Here is an 18,143-nt window from a genome sequence, read left to right as displayed (position 1 = left end):
AGCGCCCCCGCTCCCGCCAGCGCCTCCGCTCCCGCCAGCGCCTCCGCTCCCGCCAGCGCCTCCGCTCCCGCCAGCGCCGCCCTCGCCGCCCATTCCGCCAGCGCCCCCGCTTCCGCCAGCGCCCCCGGCTCCGCCGGCGCCGCCCTCGGCGCCCATTCCGCCGGCGCCGCCGGGACCCATCCCTCCGATGCCGCCCGTCCCACCGGGGCCGGCCATCCCGCCTTGTCCGCCCTGTCCGCCCGTCCCGCTGCTCGAGCTCCCGCTCGGCGTGGAGGCCTCACCGTCGCAGCCGGCGCCGCCCGCGAGGCTCGCGACGGTGAAGAGGAAGATCGCAACGCGGTTCTGCATGAAGGGCTCCTCGTGAAAGGGAGTGACCCTGCGATCCTCCCATTGCCCCTCCGATGCACGCGAGATCCGCGGACGCCAGAAATGAGATCAGGGCGCGCCAGGGCGAGCGCGCGCGCCGCGCATCTGGCTCGCCGTCACCCCGTACCAGCGCTTGAATGCGCGCAGGAACGCGCCTGTCTCGCGGTACCCCAACGCGTCCGCGATCTCGCCGAGCGGCAGCTCCGTATCGCGGACATAGGCGCCGCCGAGCTCTCGCCGCAGCCCATCGACGAGCTCCTGGAACGTCGTGCCCTCCTCCGTCAAGCGCCGCTGGAGCGTGCGCGGGCTCATGGAGAGCTCGCGCGCCACGACCTCGAGATCGGGCGCGCCGTCGCGCAGCTTCTCGAACACACGCTGCCGGACCTCCCCGAAAAAGTCGTGCGGCCGCTCGCGCGCCACGCGGGAGCGCTCGGCGTGACGATCCAGGACCGAAAGTAGCCGCGGATCCGAGGTCGCGAGCGGGAAATCGAGCGCCTCGCCGGGGAGCGCGAGCCCGGTCGCGCCCGCGTCGAACGCGAGCCGATGCGTCCCCAGCGCGTCGACGAGCGCCGACGTATCGCGCGGGGCGGGGTGGCCGAACCACGCGCGCTCCGGCACGACGGAGACGCCCGACAGCGCGCGGGTCCGGAGGAGGACGAGGACGACGAAACACTCGTTCGCGTGACGCCCGAGGCACAGGGGTGCGCCGGGGATTCGCTGCTGGAGGAGCCCGAGGCCTCCTCGCTCCTCGAAGGTCGCCACGACGAGGTCGTTGAGCAGCGCCGTGTAACGAGCGACGCGGACGAGGGCCTCGCGCACGGTCGGCGCGCTCAGGCAACTGAACTCCAGGAGGTCGTAGGTTCCGCGCTCGAGCTGCGCGGCGAGGTGCACCCCGAGGAACGGATCGTTCGAGATGCGCCCGGCCTCGTCGAGGAACGCGTAGAGCTTCGCGAGCGGCAGGACGACGTCGGGCTCGGATTCGGCGCCGGGCGGGAGGCCGAAGGCCTCGACGAGCGGGGAAGGATCGACGCCGAGGCTCCGGAGATGCGTCAGGATCGGGCCGACGATCTGGGAGCGCATGGGTCGAACGAGGGCACGCGCAGACATCGCGGCGAAGACTATAGCCGGACCGAAAGGCGGCTTTGTCGTTGGCGCGAGCGGCTGTGTCGTTGGCGCGAGCGGCTGTGCCCTTGGCGCGAGCGGCTGTGCCCTTGGCGCGAGCGGTTGTGTCCTTGGCGCGAGCGGCTGTGTCCTTGGCGCGAGCGGCTGTGCCCTTGGCGCGAGCGGCTGTGCCCTTGGCGCGAGCGGCTGTGTCCTTGGCGCGAGCGGCTGTGTCCTTGGCGCGAGCGGCTGTGCCCTTGGCGCGAGCGGCTGTGCCCTTGGCGCGAGCGGCTGTGCCCTTGGCGCGAGCGGCTGTGTCCTTGGCGCGAGGCATCGTGCCCTCGCCGAACACGACCCCGCCGTTGCGGAACACGAAGCCGCCGTCGCGGAACAGAACCCCGCCGTCGCGGAACACGAAGCCGCCGTCGCGGAACAGGACTCCGCCCTTGCGGAACAAGACCCCGCCCAAGCGGAACAAGACCCCGCCCAAGTGGAACAAGACCCCGCCCAAGTGGAACAAGACCCCGCCCAAGTGGAACAAGACCCCGCCCAAGTGGAACACGACTCCGCCCAAGTGGAACACGACTCCGCCCTTGCGGAACGCGACGCCGCCCTTGCCGGAAGAGAAAAACATCGGCGCCCGCGTAGGGATCGCCCGGCTCGCCCCGTCAGTTGGATCGAGACCTCGCTGATGCATCACGAGCGAGGACGAGGAGAGATCATCATGTTCACCCGTACCCTGAAGTTCTTCGCGCCCCTTACCTTCGCCCTTGCCCTCGCCGTGGGCGGTTGCGCGTCGGCGAGCCCGGACGAGGAGGTCGCCTCGGCCGCGGAGGCTGCTTCGGAGGTTGAGCCCGGCCCGCAGGGCCACGGTGGCAAGTTCGGTCGTCACCACGGCGGCGGCGAGCTGCTCGTCACGGCGCTCCACGAGCTCGACGACCTCTCGGCCGAGCAACGCAAGACGATCGAAGCCGCGCTGGACACGCTCGGCGACACGCACGAGGCCGACCGGAAGGCGTTCCACAAGGCGCTCGCCGACGGCGTGCGCGCCGGCAAGATCGACGAGGCCGCCGTGAAGGCGAAGCTCGGCGACGTGGAGAAGCTCGCGAGCGAGCGGCGCGCGTCCGTCGCGAAGGCCCTCGGCACGCTGCACGCGACGCTCACCCCGGCGCAGCGCGCGGCGCTCGTGACGCACGTCGAGGAGCGGATGGCGAAGCACGGGCCCGAAGGCATGAAGCACGCGCGCGGGCCGCGTGGTCCCGAGGCGGGTGAGCGCGGGCCGCGTGGTCCCGAGGCGCGCGAGCGTGGGCCGCGTGGTCCCGAGGACGGCGCGCGCGGGCCGCGTGGTCCCGAGGGCGCGATGCACGGCCCTCGCGGCGAGCACGGGCCGATGGGCTTCTTCCTGCACGGGCTCGAGCTCCGCGACGAGCAACGCGCGCAGATCAAGACCGCGCTCGAGGCTTCGCGGCCCGAGAAGCCCGAGGGGATGGATCGGGAGGCGTGGGCGAAGAAGCACGAGGAGATGCGCGCCCGCATGAAGACCGCGTTCGAATCGTTCCGCGGCGAAAAGTTCGACGCCGAGGCCCTCATGCCCCCGAAGGACATGCGGCCCGAGATGGGTGACCACCTCGTGAAGGCGCTCGGGGCCATCGTGCCGGTGCTCGACGCCGAGCAGCGGAGCACGCTCGCTCAGCGCATCGAGGAAGGCCCGCAGATGCCGCCGCATTTCCGCGGCAAGCGCGGCGGGCGCGAACACGGCGAGACGCAGGCGCCGCCCTCGCGGTAGAGTCCGGCACGCATGTCCGTCGATCTGAGGCTCGTCGCAGCGCGCGTGGCTGGTGGAGACGTGGCAGCCTTTCGGCCGATCGTCGACCACACGCGCGTGCCGCTCTACCGGCTCGCGGCGCGCCTCGTCGGCAACCTCGCCGACGCCGAGGACGCGCTCCAGGACGCGTACTCCAGCGCCTTCCGTGCCCTCTCGGAGGGCCGTTACGACGGCCGCGCCAAGATTGAGACCTGGCTCTACCGGATCGTGACGAACGCGTGCGTCGACCTCCTCCGCAAGCGGCGCGAGCGTCCCGCCGAGGACACGCGCGAGCCCCGCTTCGACGGGCTCGTGCGGGCCGAGGCGCGCGTCGCCTTGACCGAGCTCGACGTGATGCTCAAGGCCCTCCAGCCACAAGATCGGGCGGCCCTCGTGCTCGTGACCGTGGAGGGGCTCTCGGCGAAGGAGGCCGCCGAGGCGCTCGGATGCAGCGAAGGGGCGCTCGAGCAGCGCCTCGTGCGAGCGAGGGCCGCGCTCCGCACGAAGACCGAGGCGGGGGAGGTGTCCGATGGCCGAGCGTGAACAGGATCCGCTTTTGAATCTCGCCGCGCTCGCCCGCGCCACGGACGATCTGCGCCCGACGGACGAGCTCACCGACGCCGTGCTCCTCGCGATCGTGCCTCCGGACGATCGCCTCGCGCGGATCACGAAGGAGACCTTGGATCTCGCTCCGAGCGAGGCTTTCGTGTCGTCCGTGATGGGCGCGATCGGCGCCGCGAGTGGCGCGCGTCCGGGCGAACCGGCCTGGTCGTCCGGCGTCGTCCGGTTCGGCCGGTTCGCGCTGATCGGCGCCGCGGCGGCTGCGGTCCTCGGCCTCTGGCTCTCGCGGACGGCCGAGACAGGCTACGATTCGGTCGTCCTCGAGTCCGTGGCCTCCGTCGAGGTATACGAATGAAATCCCGCCTGCTCCCCGCCTTCGTGCTCGCGGGCGTGTTCGTGCTCGGCGGCGTCGCCGGCGCGGGCGCGATGCGCGCGTACATGCTCCAGGACCTCCGCTCCCGCTTCGGCGGCCCCCCGGGCGAGGTCCGCACGCACCTGCGCGTCGAGTCCATGCGCCGGCACCTCGACCTCACGGCCGATCAAGTGACCAAGGTCGAGGCCATCTTCCGCGAGACCGACGACGAGCTCGAGCGCACGATGAAGCCTTGTCGTGACGGACTCGAAACGCTGCGCAAGAGCACGGACGATCGGATCGTCGAGGTCCTCGACGCCTCGCAGCGCGTGCGGTTCCAGGAGTTCAACGACAAGCGCAAGCGAAGGCCGCACGGCGGCTTCCCGCCGCCGCCAGGCCCGCCGCCGGGCCCGCCGCCTGAATAGCCGCGCCAAACCGGCCGTTCGGGCCCCGTGGCCGCCCTTTGGGCCCCCCCGGAGCCGAAGCAGCGCCCACATGAGCGTTGCGCGTGGGGGGCCCTGTCGAGCTGGCAACTTGGGCGCTCAAGGGATGTAGAGCGGGGAGCGCACTTTGTTGGATGACGCCTGGATGTCGGCGGGCAGCAGATTCGCGTCGTCGGCTGAGATGAACGCGAAGAGGTTCCTGTACGTCCCGGCGGCCGGGTAGGTCAGGGTGCAGGTCGCGCCGGACTTGCACGAACCGAGGCGGGTGCCCCAGTCGCTGAAGAGCTGGATCCAGTACGGCGTTTTGACGACGTTGATGTTGGAGGTGACGGTCACGGTCTCGGCCGAGCCCTGGAGCACGGGCGTGCCCAGGCTGAGCGAGTACCCGCTGTCCGACCAGGTGACGTAGGTCTTCGCCGTCGCCTCCTGCACGCCGGCCAGCGGGAGGGACGCCCCGTACGGGGCCAGGAATGCCTGGTAAGCGTGCGTGGTCGCCGCGCCCTCGCTGACCGTGACGCCGCACGAGCTGCCAATGCCGCAGTGCTCGAGCAGGGTGCCGGTCGTGACATCGAAGATCAGGATGTAGAACGGCGAGGGTCCGACGTCCCAGCTCGCGGTCGCGGTGATGGTGGTGCTCGCCCCGATCCCGACCGTGTTTTGCGTCGCCGAGATATCGAGATTCGCGCCGTGCCACTCCACGAGCTTGTACGGCGATTCGGCCTGCGTGTCGGTGGCGTCATATCTCTGGACATACGCCGTGTAGCTTCCCCAGGACACGTTGGGCTTGCTCACCCAGAACTCGCAGAACGTGTCGTAGCCGCAGGCCGCGAGACGCGCGCCGGTGCTGTTGTCGTAAATGGCCAGGTAATACGGCGTCGGCCCGAGCTGGTTGTTCGTGGTGGCCCTCAGCTTGCTCCATTCCGTCGGCCACAGCGTGTCCGGGGTGGCGGTCAGGTTCACGGTCCAGCCGGAGAGCGAGCTCGCCGGGTTCGATTTCTTGTCGTGCTCCGGCTTTTCGGGCAGCTCGGCGTCGGTGATCACGTTGGGCGCGAGCGGCGGACGCACCGGGACCGGCTTCCGCTCGGCGGGCTCGACGAGATCACGGATGTCGTCAGCAGCGCCGAGGGCGCCGTCCTCGTCGGCGTCGACCACGCAACCCGGCGTGGCGAGCGCGAGCAGGCTGAGGACAGCAGCGAGGTAATGGTTCGGCTTCGAGGTCAGGATGGTCTTCACGGGCAATCTCCCTTGTGTTGTCGGCGCGTCCTCGGGCCCCGGAGGGCCCGTCGAGCGGCGAAGACCCTTAGAGCAGCCGGCGTGCCAGCCCGAGGTCGCCGCATTCGCCGGCGGTGTATTGCGGCGACATGACGAACCTCAGGCCGGCGCGCGGCGCTGTCGGCCGTCACGCGTGCGCGACGGCCCCCTCGATTTCGACCCCGACAGGTCGGCTCGACGCGTCGACGGCGCGCGTCGACGGCGCGCGTCGACGGCGCGCGTCGACGCGTCGAGCGGACGAACCCTGGACGCCTCCTCCTGGGGTACACTCCGGGTCCTCATGGCCGAGAACTCGTCCACGCTGAGCCGTCACGCGAGGGGTGCTCCCCTCGCGCCGAGCGTCGTCCCGGCCCTCACGATTGCCTCTCACCCGCTCGCCGGGCGCGCCGGCGAGCGTGCCCTCCTCACCGCGGTCGCCGTCGGGCGCGAGGCTTTGCTGTCTCGCCGCGAGCCGGACTTCGTGCGGGCGGGGCACGCGCTGGGCGCGCCGCTCGCGGATCCATTCCTCAGCCGCAGGCCGATCCACCTTTCGCCCGCAGCGAGCGGCGGGGTCGTGCTTGTCCCTGCGGGGGATGGAACGCGGGTCGCCGCTCGCGGCGCGCCGGTGTACGGCCCCGTCACGTTCGGGCCCGAGGAGGTCGAGCGCGGCGTGCCCATCGAGCTCGAGGATCGCGTCACGCTGCTCTTGCATCACGCGCCCCCCGAGCCATTTGGCATCACCGACATGCTCGGCATGGTGGGACAGAGCGCGGGCGTCTGTGGAGTTCGACAGCAGATCGAGCGCATCGCCGACCTCCACGTGCCGGTGCTGATCCGCGGCGAGACCGGCACCGGCAAGGAGCTCGTCGCGCGCGCGGTGCATACGCGTGGGCCGCGCCGACACAAGCCATTCGTGAGCGTCAACCTCGGCGCGCTCCCGCGCGAGACCGCGGTCGCGGACCTGTTCGGGGCGCAGCGGGGCTCGTACACCGGCGCGACCCGCGATCGCGAGGGCCTCTTTCGCGCCGCGCACGGGGGCACGTTGTTCCTCGACGAGATCGGCGAGGCCTCGCCGGAGGTGCAGGTCATGCTGCTCCGGGTGCTCGAGACGGGCGAGCTGTACCCCATGGGCGCGGACAGGCCCGTCGCCGTCGACGTTCGCCTCCTTGCGGCCACCGACGCCCATCTGGAGCAGCACCTCCGTGACGGGCGCTTCAAGGCGCCGCTCCTGCACCGCCTCGCGGGTTACGAGATTCACGTGCCGCCTCTGCGCGAGCGCCGCGAGGACATCGGCGCGCTCTTTCATCACTTCGCGCGCGAGGAGCTCTCGGCCATGGGCGAGGCGCACCGCCTCTCGCCGGAGGATCCCCGGGCCGCCCCCTGGCTCCCCACGCCGCTCGCCGTTCGCCTCCTGTGCCATGCCTGGCCGGGCAATATCCGGCAGCTCCACAACATCACCCGCCGGCTCGTGATATCGAGCCGCGGAGAGCCCCAGTTGAAGCTCGACGCGCGGCTCGCGGAGGAGCTCGACTTCGTGCCGCCTGTCGTAGGCCGCCTCGTGGACGTCCCGCCGCAGGCCTCCGCCCCGCGCCGCAAGCCCTCCGAGGTGAGCGAGGCCGAGCTCGTGGCCGCGCTCGCGGAGAGCAAGTGGGATCTGAAGGCGGCGGCCGATCGGCTAGGGATCCCGCGCCCTTCCATCTACGATCTCATCGACAGGAGCCCGAGCATCCGCACGGCGGGGGATCTGAGCGCGGAGGAGATCACGGGCGCCCATCACGCCTACCAGGGTGACCTCGACGCGATGGCACAGCACCTGAAGGTGTCGAAGCGGGCGCTGACGCGGCGGCTCAAGGAGCTGAAGCTCGGCTGAGGAGGCGGGTCGACGTGTCGAGCGAAACCTTCGACGCGTCGAGGCGAGGAGATCTCCAGGAGATACGCCTGGAAGAACCGCTCGGAGTCGCGGCACGATGGTTGCTGGGCGTCCGGCGCATGCGCGAAAAGAACTACACCATGGCAAGCCATACCATCTACGTGTCTCCCAAGGGTTTGAGCGGCGTGCCCGCGTCCGTCCATTTCGGCGACGAGATCACCTTCTCGCCTCACCCCACGGATCCTCCCAACCCGACCACCACCGTGGCCGTCGATGTCGACACGGTGGCGACGGATGTCACCGCGTCGTCCCTCTGCGGAGCTACGACCTGCAGCATCGGCTCGACATATACGGTCAGCGTCGGCGCACGGATCAGCGACGGGAGCTCCGGCGACAACGTCTTCACCCTCAGCGTCGGCGACGTGCGTACCACGATCAATGTCACCCCGCAGCGGGTCAATCTCGAGTTCGACAGTTGCGGAGTATCCCCGGGTTGGCTGGATGTCCGTTGCGGCGATATCGTGTGCTTTGTTCGGCGCGAAGCGAGCGGACCGACGAGTGCAGCAGTTGTTCGCGAGTCTGGCATTGCAGGACACCTGCTGTTCGGCGGCGATTCTGTAATCATCCCCAGCGAGCACGTCGTTCAAATCAGTAATGACGACGGCAGCACCATGGTCTTCAAGGTGGTTCCGAACGTCTCCCTCCGCTGCGACGACGGCCTACCCAAGGAGGCAAAGATCAACGTCACCAAATGATGCGGTGGCCGCCGGGGCAGCTCGCCGTCAGCGCGCCGCAGCGAGCCTCTGCGCCAGCGTGGCCCGCCCTCGAAAAGCATGCTCGAGGTTGGGATTGCCCGCGAGGGCCCTGGTGAAATCGGCAAGGGCCTTCTCCGCAAGCTCGCCCCGTGCCCCGCGCCCGTCCGCCGCCTCTGCCTGAGCGAGGAGGAGATCCGCGCGTAGCGCCACCGCATCCAAAAAAGACGGGCGCGCGTCGAGCACCTGCTTCACTTGATCGAGGCCGCAGCGCAGCGCGGGATCTGGATCGCGGGATGCGTCCTTTTGCACGCGCGCCCACGCCAGGCAGAATCGGCCAAAGGCGAGGCGATAGTCCTGCTCATCGGGCGAGAGCTCGACGGCCCTCTGGTACTCCTCCCGGGCCGCCTCGAACATCGCCTCGTCCAGGTTTTTTCGGCTCTCCCAGAGGGCGCGCGTGGCGCGCACCTCTCCCTGGATCAAATGCGATTGCGCGTCGTTGGGGTTGCGCCGGAGCGCCTGCTCGAGCGCCGCTTCGGCCGAGGTGAGGATCGACCGCGGATCCCGCCCCTGCTCGAGCTCGTAAGCCCCCTCGATCGAGCGCGCCATGGCGAGGTTTCCCCACGCCTCGACCAGCTCGGAGGCCTGCTCCAGCGCCTTCTTCAGCGCGGCCTCGGCCATACGCACGCTCGGCCGCGGATCTCGCCCGCGAGCGGATTCGAAGCGCGCGCCCAGCAACAACGCCCACCCCAGGTTCAAGTGACCGAGGACCTGCTGCGGGGCCACCGCAATGGCCTCTTCGTGCGCTGCCCGCGCCTTCGCGAGCAGCGGTCCGGGATCCTCGCCGCGATCCCAGGCGGCCCTCGCCTCCTCGACGTGGGTGAGCCCGACCGCGTCGTGGAGGTGGGGGAGCCTCGGATTGATGGCGAGCCCCGCCTCGAGCTGCTGCAGCGCCGCCGTGAGCTCCGGCCGCGGATCGCCGCCGTGGGCCCGCGCTCGCGCGCCGAGGAGGCGGTGCGCCTTGCTGCCATAATAATAAGGTACGGTGCGGCTGGCATTGATCGCTCTCGCCCTGTCGAGCGCCCTCGTCGCCTCCTCGAGATCTTTACCTGCGTCCTTGGCCCTTGGGTGCTCGGCGCGTATGAGATGACAGGTGCCGAGGTTCACCCATGCCTCGAACTGCCGCTCGTCCAGGCGAATCGCCGTGCGATAGGCGTCGATTGCCTTGCCGCGATCGACGAGCGAGTCCGCGCCACGCTCGTCCTGGTGATCGGCGAAGGTCTTGAAGACGAGGCCGAGCTGGAGGTAGTAATCATAATCTCGGTCCGCCTGCCCGATGCCCTCGAAGACCTCCAGCGCCTTGCGTAGAGGTTCGCTCGGATCCTCATTTCGATCCAAACGATAGCTACCGAGCTGCCAGTGAGCTCGCCCGAGCTCCAGCCGGGCTGCCGTGCTCGCAGGTGCGAGGGCGGCGGCGCGCTCTGCCGCCGAGATCGCCTTCGCGAGGAGGTCATCGACGTTTTCGCCGCGGTTGGCTCCGTGCTCGGCGCGCCGCCGGTGCAGGCGCGCCGAGAGGAGCTGTGACGCGGGGTGATCAGGCTGCGCGACGAGCGCGCTCTCGACGGCCTCGAGGCCCTGCGCGAAGCGCGGCTCGACGTCGCCCTGCCCGTAGATCTCCATGGCCAGCGCCGCGTACTCGAGCTCCCCCTTCGCCTGGTGCACCGCGGGCACGCTCTCACCGATGGCTGCGGCCGCCGCGTACGCTTTGCGACCCTGCTCGAAATCGGCGAGCGCGCCAGGTCGATCTCCCTCGCTCCAGCGCCGCTCTGCGCGCGCCGCAAAGACGTCGCCGCGAAGCGCCGGCGCCTCGTAAAACCAGGGAAGATCGCCGTCGATGGCGTCGAGGTCGGTCAAGGCGTCGTCCAGGCGCCCTTCATAGAACGCGACGAGCGCCGCCATGTACGCCGCCGACGGCACCTCCGCGCCCTCGCTCTGCCGGAGATAGGCGAGCGCCGGATCCCGATACCGACGCTCGGTCTCCTTCTTTTTGGCCTCGCGCAGCTCTTTCTGCTCGATCCGCTGCACCTCGCGCAGCTCTTCTTGATAGAGGTGCCCGAGCACCAGCGCCAGCGTGTACGCAGCCCGCGGCTCGCGATACCCTTGCTGCCACGCCGATTCGAGCATGTCCTGCGCCTTCGCGTCGTCCCCGAGCGCCAGGTAGCCGCGCCCCAGCGCGTAATGACCGGGGCCCACCGCGAGGGGGCCGGCGCTCTCGATCTCGCGCCGGAGATCCTCCATCCGCGCCCGGATGGCAGCCTGATCCGCACGGATGTCGTGCAGGGGGGCGAGTGCCGAATAACGCGACATGGACTCGAGCCGCTCGACGAGCTCCGTGAAGCGCCGTGCCAGCCGCTCGCGCGCCTGCGCCTCGCGCCGCGCCGTGACACCCCAGCCGAGCGCGGTCAGCACCGAAAGGAGGGCCACCGTCACCGCGAGCGCCGCGCGCCGGTGCTTCACGAGCCGCTTGCGCAGACGATACCAAGCCTGCATGGGCCGCGCTGCCACGGGATCGCCGCGCAGGAAGCGATCGAGATCCTCGGCCACGGCGCGCGCCGAGTCGTACCTGGCAGAGCGGTCCTTCTCCAGGCACTTGAGTGCAATGGCCTCGAGATCCGCTGGAATGTCCGGATCGATCGCGCGCGGCGGACGGGGCTCCACCGCCGCAATCTTGGAGAGAACTTCGAGCGCGTTGTCCCCGGGCACGGGTGGCTCGAACGTGAGCAGGTAATACAAGGTCGCGCCCAGGCTGTAGACGTCGGCCCGGCGATCGAGACGGCCGACCTCGCCACGTGCCTGCTCGGGAGACATATAATGGAGCGTGCCCATGATCGTGCCCGTCTCGGTGTTGCCCTCCTGGAAAGAGCGCGCCAGGCCGAAGTCCATCACATAAGGCTTGAGCCGCCCATCCTCCGTGCGCTCCACCATGATGTTCCCAGGCTTGACGTCGCGGTGGATGATGCCGGCGCAATGGGCTTCGTGCAGCCCCAGCGCCACGTCACGCAGGAGCATCGCCTTCTGCTCCACGCTGAGCGTCCTGGCGAGCGCGCTCGAGGTCTCGCCGGCAATGTATTGCATGGCGATATAGGCCTGGCCGAAGGCCTCGCCGACCTCGTAGACCTTGCACACCCGCTCGTGATCCACGCGCGCCTGCGCCCGCGCCTCCGAGAGCAGCCTCGCGAGATCCCCCGGATCGCCGCCGTGAACGAACTTGATCGCCACCTCGCGTCGCAGGCGCGTGTCGCGCGCGAGGAACACCTTCCCCATCCCGCCTTGGCCGAGGAAGCGCACCGGCTCATAGCGATCCCAACGTGCAATGGGGAAGGCTGGCACGCCGCTCGTCCGTGCGGGAGGCGCAGGCGCCATGGTGGCGGTGGCGTCGAGATCCTTCTCGGTTCGCGGCGGTGCGGGCAGCGTCGCCGCCAGGCCCTCGGGGATGAACGGCCTGGCGGAAGGCCCCTCTCGAAGGAAAGCGAGGGTCTCTGCCGATATCCGGCCGCGTTCGTGCAAGAGGTCGAGCGGGCTCCTGCCGGCGCGCGTTGCCTCTTCGGCCAGCGCGTCCGCCTCTGCGCTGGAAACGATACCTTCTGCGCGTGCGGCCCGCAGTTCTTCCGAGACGGACGAACTCATGCAGTTCAGGATGCCCAGAACTGTTCCCCGAGGCGAGCTTGCGATGCGACCTCGCAGAGCAGCGACCCTGTCGCTGCTCTGGACCCCCCGTTGGCTTTGCGCGTAGGCTGCCGCCCGTGACCCCGGCCGAGCTCTTCGGCGGCCGTTTCGCCATCGAGCAGCTCGCGAGCGCGGGCGGCATGGCCGAGGTGTATCGCGCGCTCGATCGCGCGACCGGCGCGCGCGTCGCGCTCAAGGTCCTGCACGCCGCGGGCGCCCCGTTCGCCGGTCACTTCGCGCGGGAGAGCTACGTCCTCGCCGAGCTCGATCACCCCGGGATCGTCCGGTACGTCGCGCACGGCGCCGCGCCCTCTGGCGAGCTCTTCCTCGCGATGGAGTGGCTCGAAGGCGAGGACCTCGCGCAGCGCTTGAAGCGCGGGCCGCTCTCCATCGCCGAGACCCTCACCCTCGGCGTGCGCGTCGCCGAGGCCCTCGGCGCGGCCCATGCGCGCGGCGTCGTGCACCGCGACATCAAGCCGAGCAACCTCTTCCTCCCGGACCGCGACATCGGCCGGGTGAAGATCCTCGACTTCGGCATCGCGCGGCCCCAGGCCACGCGGCCCGCGACGCGCACGGGCATCCTGCTCGGGACCCCGGGCTACATGGCCCCCGAGCAGGCCCTCGGCGCGCGCACCGTCGATCCGCGCGCCGACGTCTTCGCCCTCGGGTGCGTGCTCTACGAGTGCCTCGCGGGCAGGCCGGCGTTCGAGGCCGAGCACCTCATGGTGCTGCTCTCCAAGATGCTCGCCCCCGAGCCGCCGCGCCCCGCCGACGTTCGTCTCGACACGCCCGCCGCGCTCGACGAGGTCATCGCGCGCATGCTCTCGCACGAGCCCTCGCACCGGCCCGCCGACGGCGCGGCCGTCGCGGTCGAGATCGCCATGCTCGACGACGCCGAGACGGCCTGGGTCCAGGGCGGCGTGCCCCTCCATCGCCTCGGCGCGGCGACGCCGATCGAGGATCTCTTCGAGGTCACCGGCCTCGGGCTCCCCGACGACGTGCCCACCGTGGACGCGGGAAAGCGGCCCGGCGACGGCGCGTCCACCTTGCCCCTCGACGCCTGGTACCGCCAGAGCGCCTCCGATGGAGCCCCGCGGACGCAGGTCTTGCCCGGCGCCTCCCTCGCGCTCGCCGGATCCGAGGACGACACCACGCTCGTCCCGCACACGCTCCTCGGCCGGCCCTCGCCGTGTGTCGGCCGCGAGCGCGAGATCGACGAGATTTTACGGGCATTCGGCGCGGTCGTCGGGGGTTTGGGGGCGCAGCCACGCGCAGCGGGGCGGAGCCCCCAAGCGTCGACCACGGGCAAACCCTCGGCGCTCGTGGTCACGGGCGAGCCGGGCGTCGGCAAGTCCCGCCTCGTCGCCGAGGTCGTCCGTGCCCTCGACGTTCGCGGCGGCCTCCTCGACGCCGAGGGCATCGTCCGCCCCGTCTCCGTCTTCACGGCCGAGGCCGCGCCTCTCGCCCAGGGCGCCGCGTTCGCCCTCGCCGCCGACCTCGTCCGCAACGCCGCCGGCCTCTCCCGCGGCGATCCGCTCTCGGCGCGGCGCGACAAACTCCTCGATCGCCTCGCGCGGCACCTCCCGCCCGCGTCGGCGGGCCGCGTGGTCGAGTTTCTCGGCGAGCTCACGGACGTCCCGTTCCCCGACGACACGAGCGTGCCGCTCCGCGCGGCGCGGCAGGACGCGCGGCTCATGGGCGACCACGTGCGCCGCGCGTTCGAGGACTGGCTCGCCGCCGAGTGCGACGCGCGGCCCGTGCTCGTCGTGCTCGACGACCTCGCCCGCGCCGACGCGGCGAGCATCGGCCTCTTCGAAGGCGCGCTGTCGAGCCTCGCCTCGCGCCCGCTCTTCCTGCTCGTCACGGCCCCGCCCCCGTCCTTCGCGGCCGGCCGCGCGCGCGCCTTGCCCCTCGCGGCCCTGCTCTCCGACGCGGCGCACGGGATCGTCCGGCATGGCCTCGGCGAGAACGCGGATCCCGCGCTCGTCACGCGGATCGTGCAGCGCGGGCTCGGCAGCCCGCTCCGGCTGGAGATCCTGACGCGCGCCGTCCGCGCGCGGGAGGACGTGCCTTCGGGCCCGACGCCGGACCTCGTCGGCCGCGCCATCGCCTCGCTCTCGCCCCTCGCGCAGCGCCTCCTCCGCGCCGCGAGCGTCTTCGGCGCGCGGTTCTGGCCCGGCGCCCTGCTCTCGGTCCTTCCCGGCGGCGCCCCCGTGCGCGCGGGCAGCACAGAGCCGTGGCAGGCCGAGCGCCGGGCCCTCGCCGAGCTCACGACGGCCGAGCTCGTCGCGCGCCGCGGCGGGCGCACGCCTTGGGGCGAGGAGTACGTGTTCCGGCAGGCGATCGTCCGCGAGGTCGCGTATGCCTCGCTCGACGACGCGGAGCGCGCGCGGCTGCACCTCGCGGTCGGCGACTGGTTCGAGCGCGCGGGCGACGCCGAGCCGGCCGTCCTCGCCGAGCATTTCAGCCGCGCCGGCGCGCCCGATCGGGCCGTGCCGTGGGCGGGCCTCGCGGCCGAGGCGGCCTTCGAGGCGAGCGATTTCGACGCGGTGCTCGCGTGGGCCTCGCGCGGCATTGCGGCCGCCTCGGCGGGCGAGGTCCGCGGCGCGCTCCGGCTCTTCGAATCGCAGGCCCGCAAGTGGAAGGGCGAGCATCGGGCCGCGCTCGAAGCCGGCCGCGACGCGCTCGGCCTCTTCCCCGTCGGCAGCCCCCTCTGGTACAGCGCCGCGGGCGAGGTCGTGCTCGCGGCGGGCAACCTCGGCGACGACGCCGCGCTCGTGGCCATCTTCGAGGCGCTCTCGGCGCTCGGGGCCGAGGGCGAGTCCGGCGCCCCGCACGTCATCGCCGTCGCACGCACGGCGCTCCAGCTCCTCATGGCCGGCCACCACGATCACGCCGAGGCCATGTTTCAAGCGCTCCCCGAGCTCGGGGACTCCGCTCGGGCAAGCCGAGCTGCGCCCCCGAACCCCCACGCTCTCGACCGGCGCGTCGTCGCCATCGACCCCGAGGTCGCCGCGTCCGTGCATCGCGCCCGCGCGTTTCGAGCGCTCTTCGCGGGCGACGCGGGCACGAGCGTGCGCGAGTTCGAGGCCGCGGCCCAGCGCTTCGAGGCGGTCGGCGACCTGCGCAATGCTTGCGTCCAGCGGGCGAACGTCGGCTCTGCGACGAACGATCTCGGCGATTATGCGCGGGCCGAGGCGTCCTTGCGGGACGCCCTCGCGCAGGCCGAGCGCCTCGGCCTAGGCGCGCTCGTCGCGCACGCCAAGCTGAACCTCGCCCTCGCGCTCGCGCGACAGGGCCAGCTCGCCGAGGGCCACGCCTTCGCGCGCGAGGCGCTCACGACGTCCACGCGCCAGGGCGATCGGCGCGTCGAGGGGTATGCGCGCCTCTACCTCGGCATGATCCGCCTCGCCGGCCGGGATCTCGCGGCGGCCGAGGCCGAGGCCCGCGCCGCGATCGACCTCCTCGCCGCGCACCCGCCCGTCCGCGCGCACGCGCTCGCCGTGCTCGGGCAAATTGCGATCTTCCGCGGCGATGCGGCCGCGGCGCTCGGCCCTGCGGACGAAGCCATGCGCCTGCTCGAATCGCTCGGCGGCATCGAGGAGGGCGAGTCGCTCGTGCGCCTCGTGCGCGCGGAGGCGCTTGCTTCGCTCGGGCTCGAGGCCGAGGCGCGCGAGGCGATCGTCTCGGCGTACGAGCGCCTCGAAGGGCGGGCCTCGAAGATCCGTGATCCTCTCTGGCGTGCGTGGTTTCTCGAAGCGGTCCCGGAGAACGCGCGCACCGTGGAGCTCGCGCGAGCGTGGGGCGTGGCCGAAAGTGCTTCGCAAGACGACGACACGAGCGCGTGAGCGGGGTTCTTCACGACGATTTTTCGTGTGACGACGAAAGGCCCCGTGACTACGATGCCGGCGCGGGCGCCGGGAAGGCGCGCGTTGTTCGACGCCGGAGGACGACACCATGAAGATCAAAGCCGCGGTCGCGCATCGACCCAACGCGCCGCTGAGCATCGAGGAAGTTGATCTGGAGGGCCCCAAGGAAGGGGAGGTCCTCGTCGAGATCAAGGCGACCGGTGTTTGCCACACCGACGAGTACACGCTCTCGGGCAAGGACTCCGAGGGTATCTTCCCCTCGATCCTGGGACACGAGGGCGCGGGCGTCGTCGTCGACGTCGGCCCCGGCGTGAAGAGCGTGAAGAAGGGCGATCACGTGATCCCGCTCTACACGCCGGAATGCCGCCAATGCAAATTCTGCCTCTCGCGCAAGACGAACCTCTGCCAGGCCATTCGCTCGACGCAGGGCAAGGGCCTCATGCCGGACGGCACGAGCCGCTTCAAGATCGGCAATGAGCCCGTCTACCATTACATGGGCACGTCCACGTTCGCAAATTACACCGTATTGCCCGAGATCGCGGTCGCGAAGATCCGCGAAGACGCGCCGTTCGACAAGGTGTGTTACATCGGCTGCGGCGTCACGACGGGCATCGGCGCGGTCATTTACACGGCGAAGGTCCAGCCCGGCGACAACGTCGTGGTGTTCGGCCTCGGCGGCATCGGCCTGAACGTCATCCAGGGCGCGAAGATGGCCGGCGCCAACATGATCATCGGCGTCGACTTGAACCCGGCGCGCAAGGAGATCGCCGAGAAGTTCGGAATGACGCATTTCGTCAATCCGAGCGAGGTGCAGGGCGACCTCGTGCCGTACCTCGTGAACCTCACGGACGGCGGCGCCGATTACTCCTTCGAATGCGTCGGCAGCGTGAGCGTGATGCGCCAGGCGCTCGAGTGCTGCCACAAGGGCTGGGGCGTCAGCGTCATCATCGGCGTGGCCGCCGCGGGCCAGGAGATCGCGACGCGCCCGTTCCAGCTCGTGACGGGCCGCGTCTGGAAGGGCAGCGCGTTCGGCGGCGCCCGCGGGCGCACGGACGTGCCGAAGATCGTCGACTGGTACATGGACAAGAAGATCAACATCGACGACTTGATCACGTACGTGCTGCCGATCGACAAGATCAACGAGTCGTTCGATCTCATGCACGCGGGCAAGTCGATCCGGACCGTCGTCACATTCTGATCTTTGCGTCCGCAGCCGGGGCGGGGTAGACCCTCGCCCATGAGGGGATCCATCCTCGCCCTGGCCTCGCTCCTCGTCCTCGCCGGTTGCGAGAAACCTGCGCCTCCGCCGTCGTCCCAGCGCGTGACGCTCGTCCAGAAAGGCCCGGCCCAGATCGAGCTCGTGCCGGCCGCGGGGCAGCCCCCTTATTGCCTCGTCTTCACCATCGCCGAGGGCGGGCCCATCCGCCACCTCACGATGCTCGAGGACAAGCTCTCGCCCGATTGCCCGGCCGGCGAGCCCATCGCGGGCAACGTCTTTCGAATTCCGCCCCGCGAGGGCAAGGTGAAGATCTTCGTCGTCTTCTCGGATCGCGCCCTCGAATCCGATCCCATCGCGCAGCAAATCAGCGATCTCGTCTCCCAGAAAACACCCGTCACCGCGATGGATCTGCGCGCCCCGGGCCGCGTCGTCGTCGAGACCCTGGAGTTCACGCCCTCGTCGGGTTGACAGGCTGTCGAGAAACCTGCTGCGCGCCCAGGATCGTCGGTCGTCGTCCTCGGAATGCGGCGCCCCATCCTCACTCTCGCGTGCAGCGACGGTTCGACGAACACGTCTGGCCGTCCGGGCAATCACGCCCGTCTTTGCAAGAGCGTTCACAGGCGCCGTCGACGCAAGCATTGCCCACGCCGCAACTCGAATCGCTGACGCATTCGACACAACGGTTTTGAAGACAGTATCGGAACTCTGGATTGGCGCTCTCGCAGTCCGACGTGTTCGAGCATGGGACGGATCGGGGTGAGGGGGAACAGGCAACGGCCATGACGCATGTCGCTATGGTTGCAAGGAAACGCGTGAGCCCAGGATTCAT

Annotated in this window: 14 protein-coding genes; 10 read left to right on the top strand and 4 right to left on the bottom strand. The window is 70.6% G+C overall.

The annotated features are described in order from the left end of the window. The coding region (locus QHF85_RS30880; protein ID WP_281330954.1) for a hypothetical protein at positions 1–348 on the bottom strand (348 nt) is incomplete at its 3' end. Positions 349–435: 87 nt separating this feature from the next. Beyond that, positions 436–1,446, bottom strand: a complete 1,011-nt coding sequence (locus tag QHF85_RS30875) for an AraC family transcriptional regulator (protein WP_281330953.1) — start codon at positions 1,444–1,446, stop codon at positions 436–438. Between the two features lie 467 nt (positions 1,447–1,913). Here QHF85_RS30875 and QHF85_RS30870 point away from each other — a divergent pair, with 467 nt between their 5' ends. The 5 genes from QHF85_RS30870 to QHF85_RS30850 are packed head-to-tail and all read left to right on the top strand — an operon-like array spanning position 1,914 to position 4,609. After that, positions 1,914–2,159, top strand: coding sequence for a hypothetical protein (locus QHF85_RS30870; RefSeq protein ID WP_281330952.1), 246 nt, complete (start codon positions 1,914–1,916; stop codon positions 2,157–2,159). A 32-nt stretch (positions 2,160–2,191) separates the two neighbouring features. Beyond that, on the top strand, positions 2,192–3,253 hold the full coding sequence (locus QHF85_RS30865) for a Spy/CpxP family protein refolding chaperone (RefSeq protein ID WP_281330951.1): 1,062 nt from the start codon (positions 2,192–2,194) through the stop codon (positions 3,251–3,253). Positions 3,254–3,265: 12 nt separating this feature from the next. After that, a complete protein-coding gene (locus QHF85_RS30860) occupies positions 3,266–3,814 on the top strand; it encodes an RNA polymerase sigma factor (protein WP_281330950.1) in 549 nt (182 codons plus the stop codon). Then, entirely contained in the window at positions 3,801–4,187 is a 387-nt protein-coding gene (locus tag QHF85_RS30855; protein WP_281330949.1) for a hypothetical protein, read from the top strand. The genes QHF85_RS30860 and QHF85_RS30855 overlap by 14 nt, the downstream gene beginning before the upstream one ends. Beyond that, on the top strand, positions 4,184–4,609 hold the full coding sequence (locus QHF85_RS30850; protein ID WP_281330948.1) for a hypothetical protein: 426 nt from the start codon (positions 4,184–4,186) through the stop codon (positions 4,607–4,609). Before QHF85_RS30855 ends, QHF85_RS30850 begins: the two co-directional genes overlap by 4 nt. A gap of 117 nt (positions 4,610–4,726) precedes the next feature. Here the strand turns inward: QHF85_RS30850 and QHF85_RS30845 are convergent, their stop codons facing one another. Beyond that, positions 4,727–5,860, bottom strand: coding sequence for a hypothetical protein (locus QHF85_RS30845; RefSeq protein WP_281330947.1), 1,134 nt, complete (start codon positions 5,858–5,860; stop codon positions 4,727–4,729). A 319-nt stretch (positions 5,861–6,179) separates the two neighbouring features. On the opposite strand from QHF85_RS30845, the gene QHF85_RS30840 reads away from it, so the two are divergent. Both QHF85_RS30840 and QHF85_RS30835 read left to right on the top strand, forming a co-directional pair. After that, entirely contained in the window at positions 6,180–7,748 is a 1,569-nt protein-coding gene (locus QHF85_RS30840; protein ID WP_281330946.1) for a sigma 54-interacting transcriptional regulator, read from the top strand. A 14-nt stretch (positions 7,749–7,762) separates the two neighbouring features. Then, a complete protein-coding gene (locus QHF85_RS30835; RefSeq protein WP_281330945.1) occupies positions 7,763–8,503 on the top strand; it encodes a hypothetical protein in 741 nt (246 codons plus the stop codon). Between the two features lie 27 nt (positions 8,504–8,530). Here QHF85_RS30835 and QHF85_RS30830 read toward each other — a convergent pair whose 3' ends face one another. Next, positions 8,531–11,848, bottom strand: a complete 3,318-nt coding sequence (locus QHF85_RS30830) for a serine/threonine-protein kinase (protein ID WP_281330944.1) — start codon at positions 11,846–11,848, stop codon at positions 8,531–8,533. Between the two features lie 455 nt (positions 11,849–12,303). Here QHF85_RS30830 and QHF85_RS30825 point away from each other — a divergent pair, with 455 nt between their 5' ends. From QHF85_RS30825 to QHF85_RS30815, 3 genes are all read left to right on the top strand, one after another. Next, the gene (locus QHF85_RS30825) at positions 12,304–16,074 is read left to right on the top strand and encodes a serine/threonine-protein kinase (RefSeq protein ID WP_281330943.1); all 3,771 of its coding nucleotides are present in this window, start codon (positions 12,304–12,306) and stop codon (positions 16,072–16,074) included. Between the two features lie 109 nt (positions 16,075–16,183). Then, positions 16,184–17,293 (top strand): S-(hydroxymethyl)glutathione dehydrogenase/class III alcohol dehydrogenase, encoded by a 1,110-nt coding sequence (locus QHF85_RS30820; RefSeq protein WP_281330942.1) that lies wholly within the window; start codon positions 16,184–16,186, stop codon positions 17,291–17,293. Between the two features lie 39 nt (positions 17,294–17,332). After that, positions 17,333–17,782 carry a hypothetical protein gene (locus QHF85_RS30815; RefSeq protein WP_281330941.1) on the top strand — a complete coding sequence of 150 codons (450 nt, stop codon included), beginning with the start codon at positions 17,333–17,335 and terminating at the stop codon, positions 17,780–17,782. Positions 17,783–18,143 lie beyond the last annotated feature (361 nt).

Source organism: Polyangium sp. 6x1 (assembly GCF_029946515.1).
GTDB lineage: Bacteria > Myxococcota_A > Polyangia > Polyangiales > Polyangiaceae > Polyangium.
This window is presented reverse-complemented; position numbering and strand designations above follow the sequence as displayed.

What these genes read in the sequence shown, in the direction of transcription:
- QHF85_RS30875 (WP_281330953.1), bottom strand. Translation starts at nt 1,446, where the DNA reads ATGCGCTCCCAGATCGTCGGCCCGATCCTGACGCATCTCCGGAGCCTC.
- QHF85_RS30865 (WP_281330951.1), top strand. Translation starts at nt 2,192, where the DNA reads ATGTTCACCCGTACCCTGAAGTTCTTCGCGCCCCTTACCTTCGCCCTT.
- QHF85_RS30860 (WP_281330950.1), top strand. Translation starts at nt 3,266, where the DNA reads ATGTCCGTCGATCTGAGGCTCGTCGCAGCGCGCGTGGCTGGTGGAGAC.
- QHF85_RS30855 (WP_281330949.1), top strand. Translation starts at nt 3,801, where the DNA reads ATGGCCGAGCGTGAACAGGATCCGCTTTTGAATCTCGCCGCGCTCGCC.
- QHF85_RS30850 (WP_281330948.1), top strand. Translation starts at nt 4,184, where the DNA reads ATGAAATCCCGCCTGCTCCCCGCCTTCGTGCTCGCGGGCGTGTTCGTG.
- QHF85_RS30840 (WP_281330946.1), top strand. Translation starts at nt 6,180, where the DNA reads ATGGCCGAGAACTCGTCCACGCTGAGCCGTCACGCGAGGGGTGCTCCC.
- QHF85_RS30820 (WP_281330942.1), top strand. Translation starts at nt 16,184, where the DNA reads ATGAAGATCAAAGCCGCGGTCGCGCATCGACCCAACGCGCCGCTGAGC.
- QHF85_RS30815 (WP_281330941.1), top strand. Translation starts at nt 17,333, where the DNA reads ATGAGGGGATCCATCCTCGCCCTGGCCTCGCTCCTCGTCCTCGCCGGT.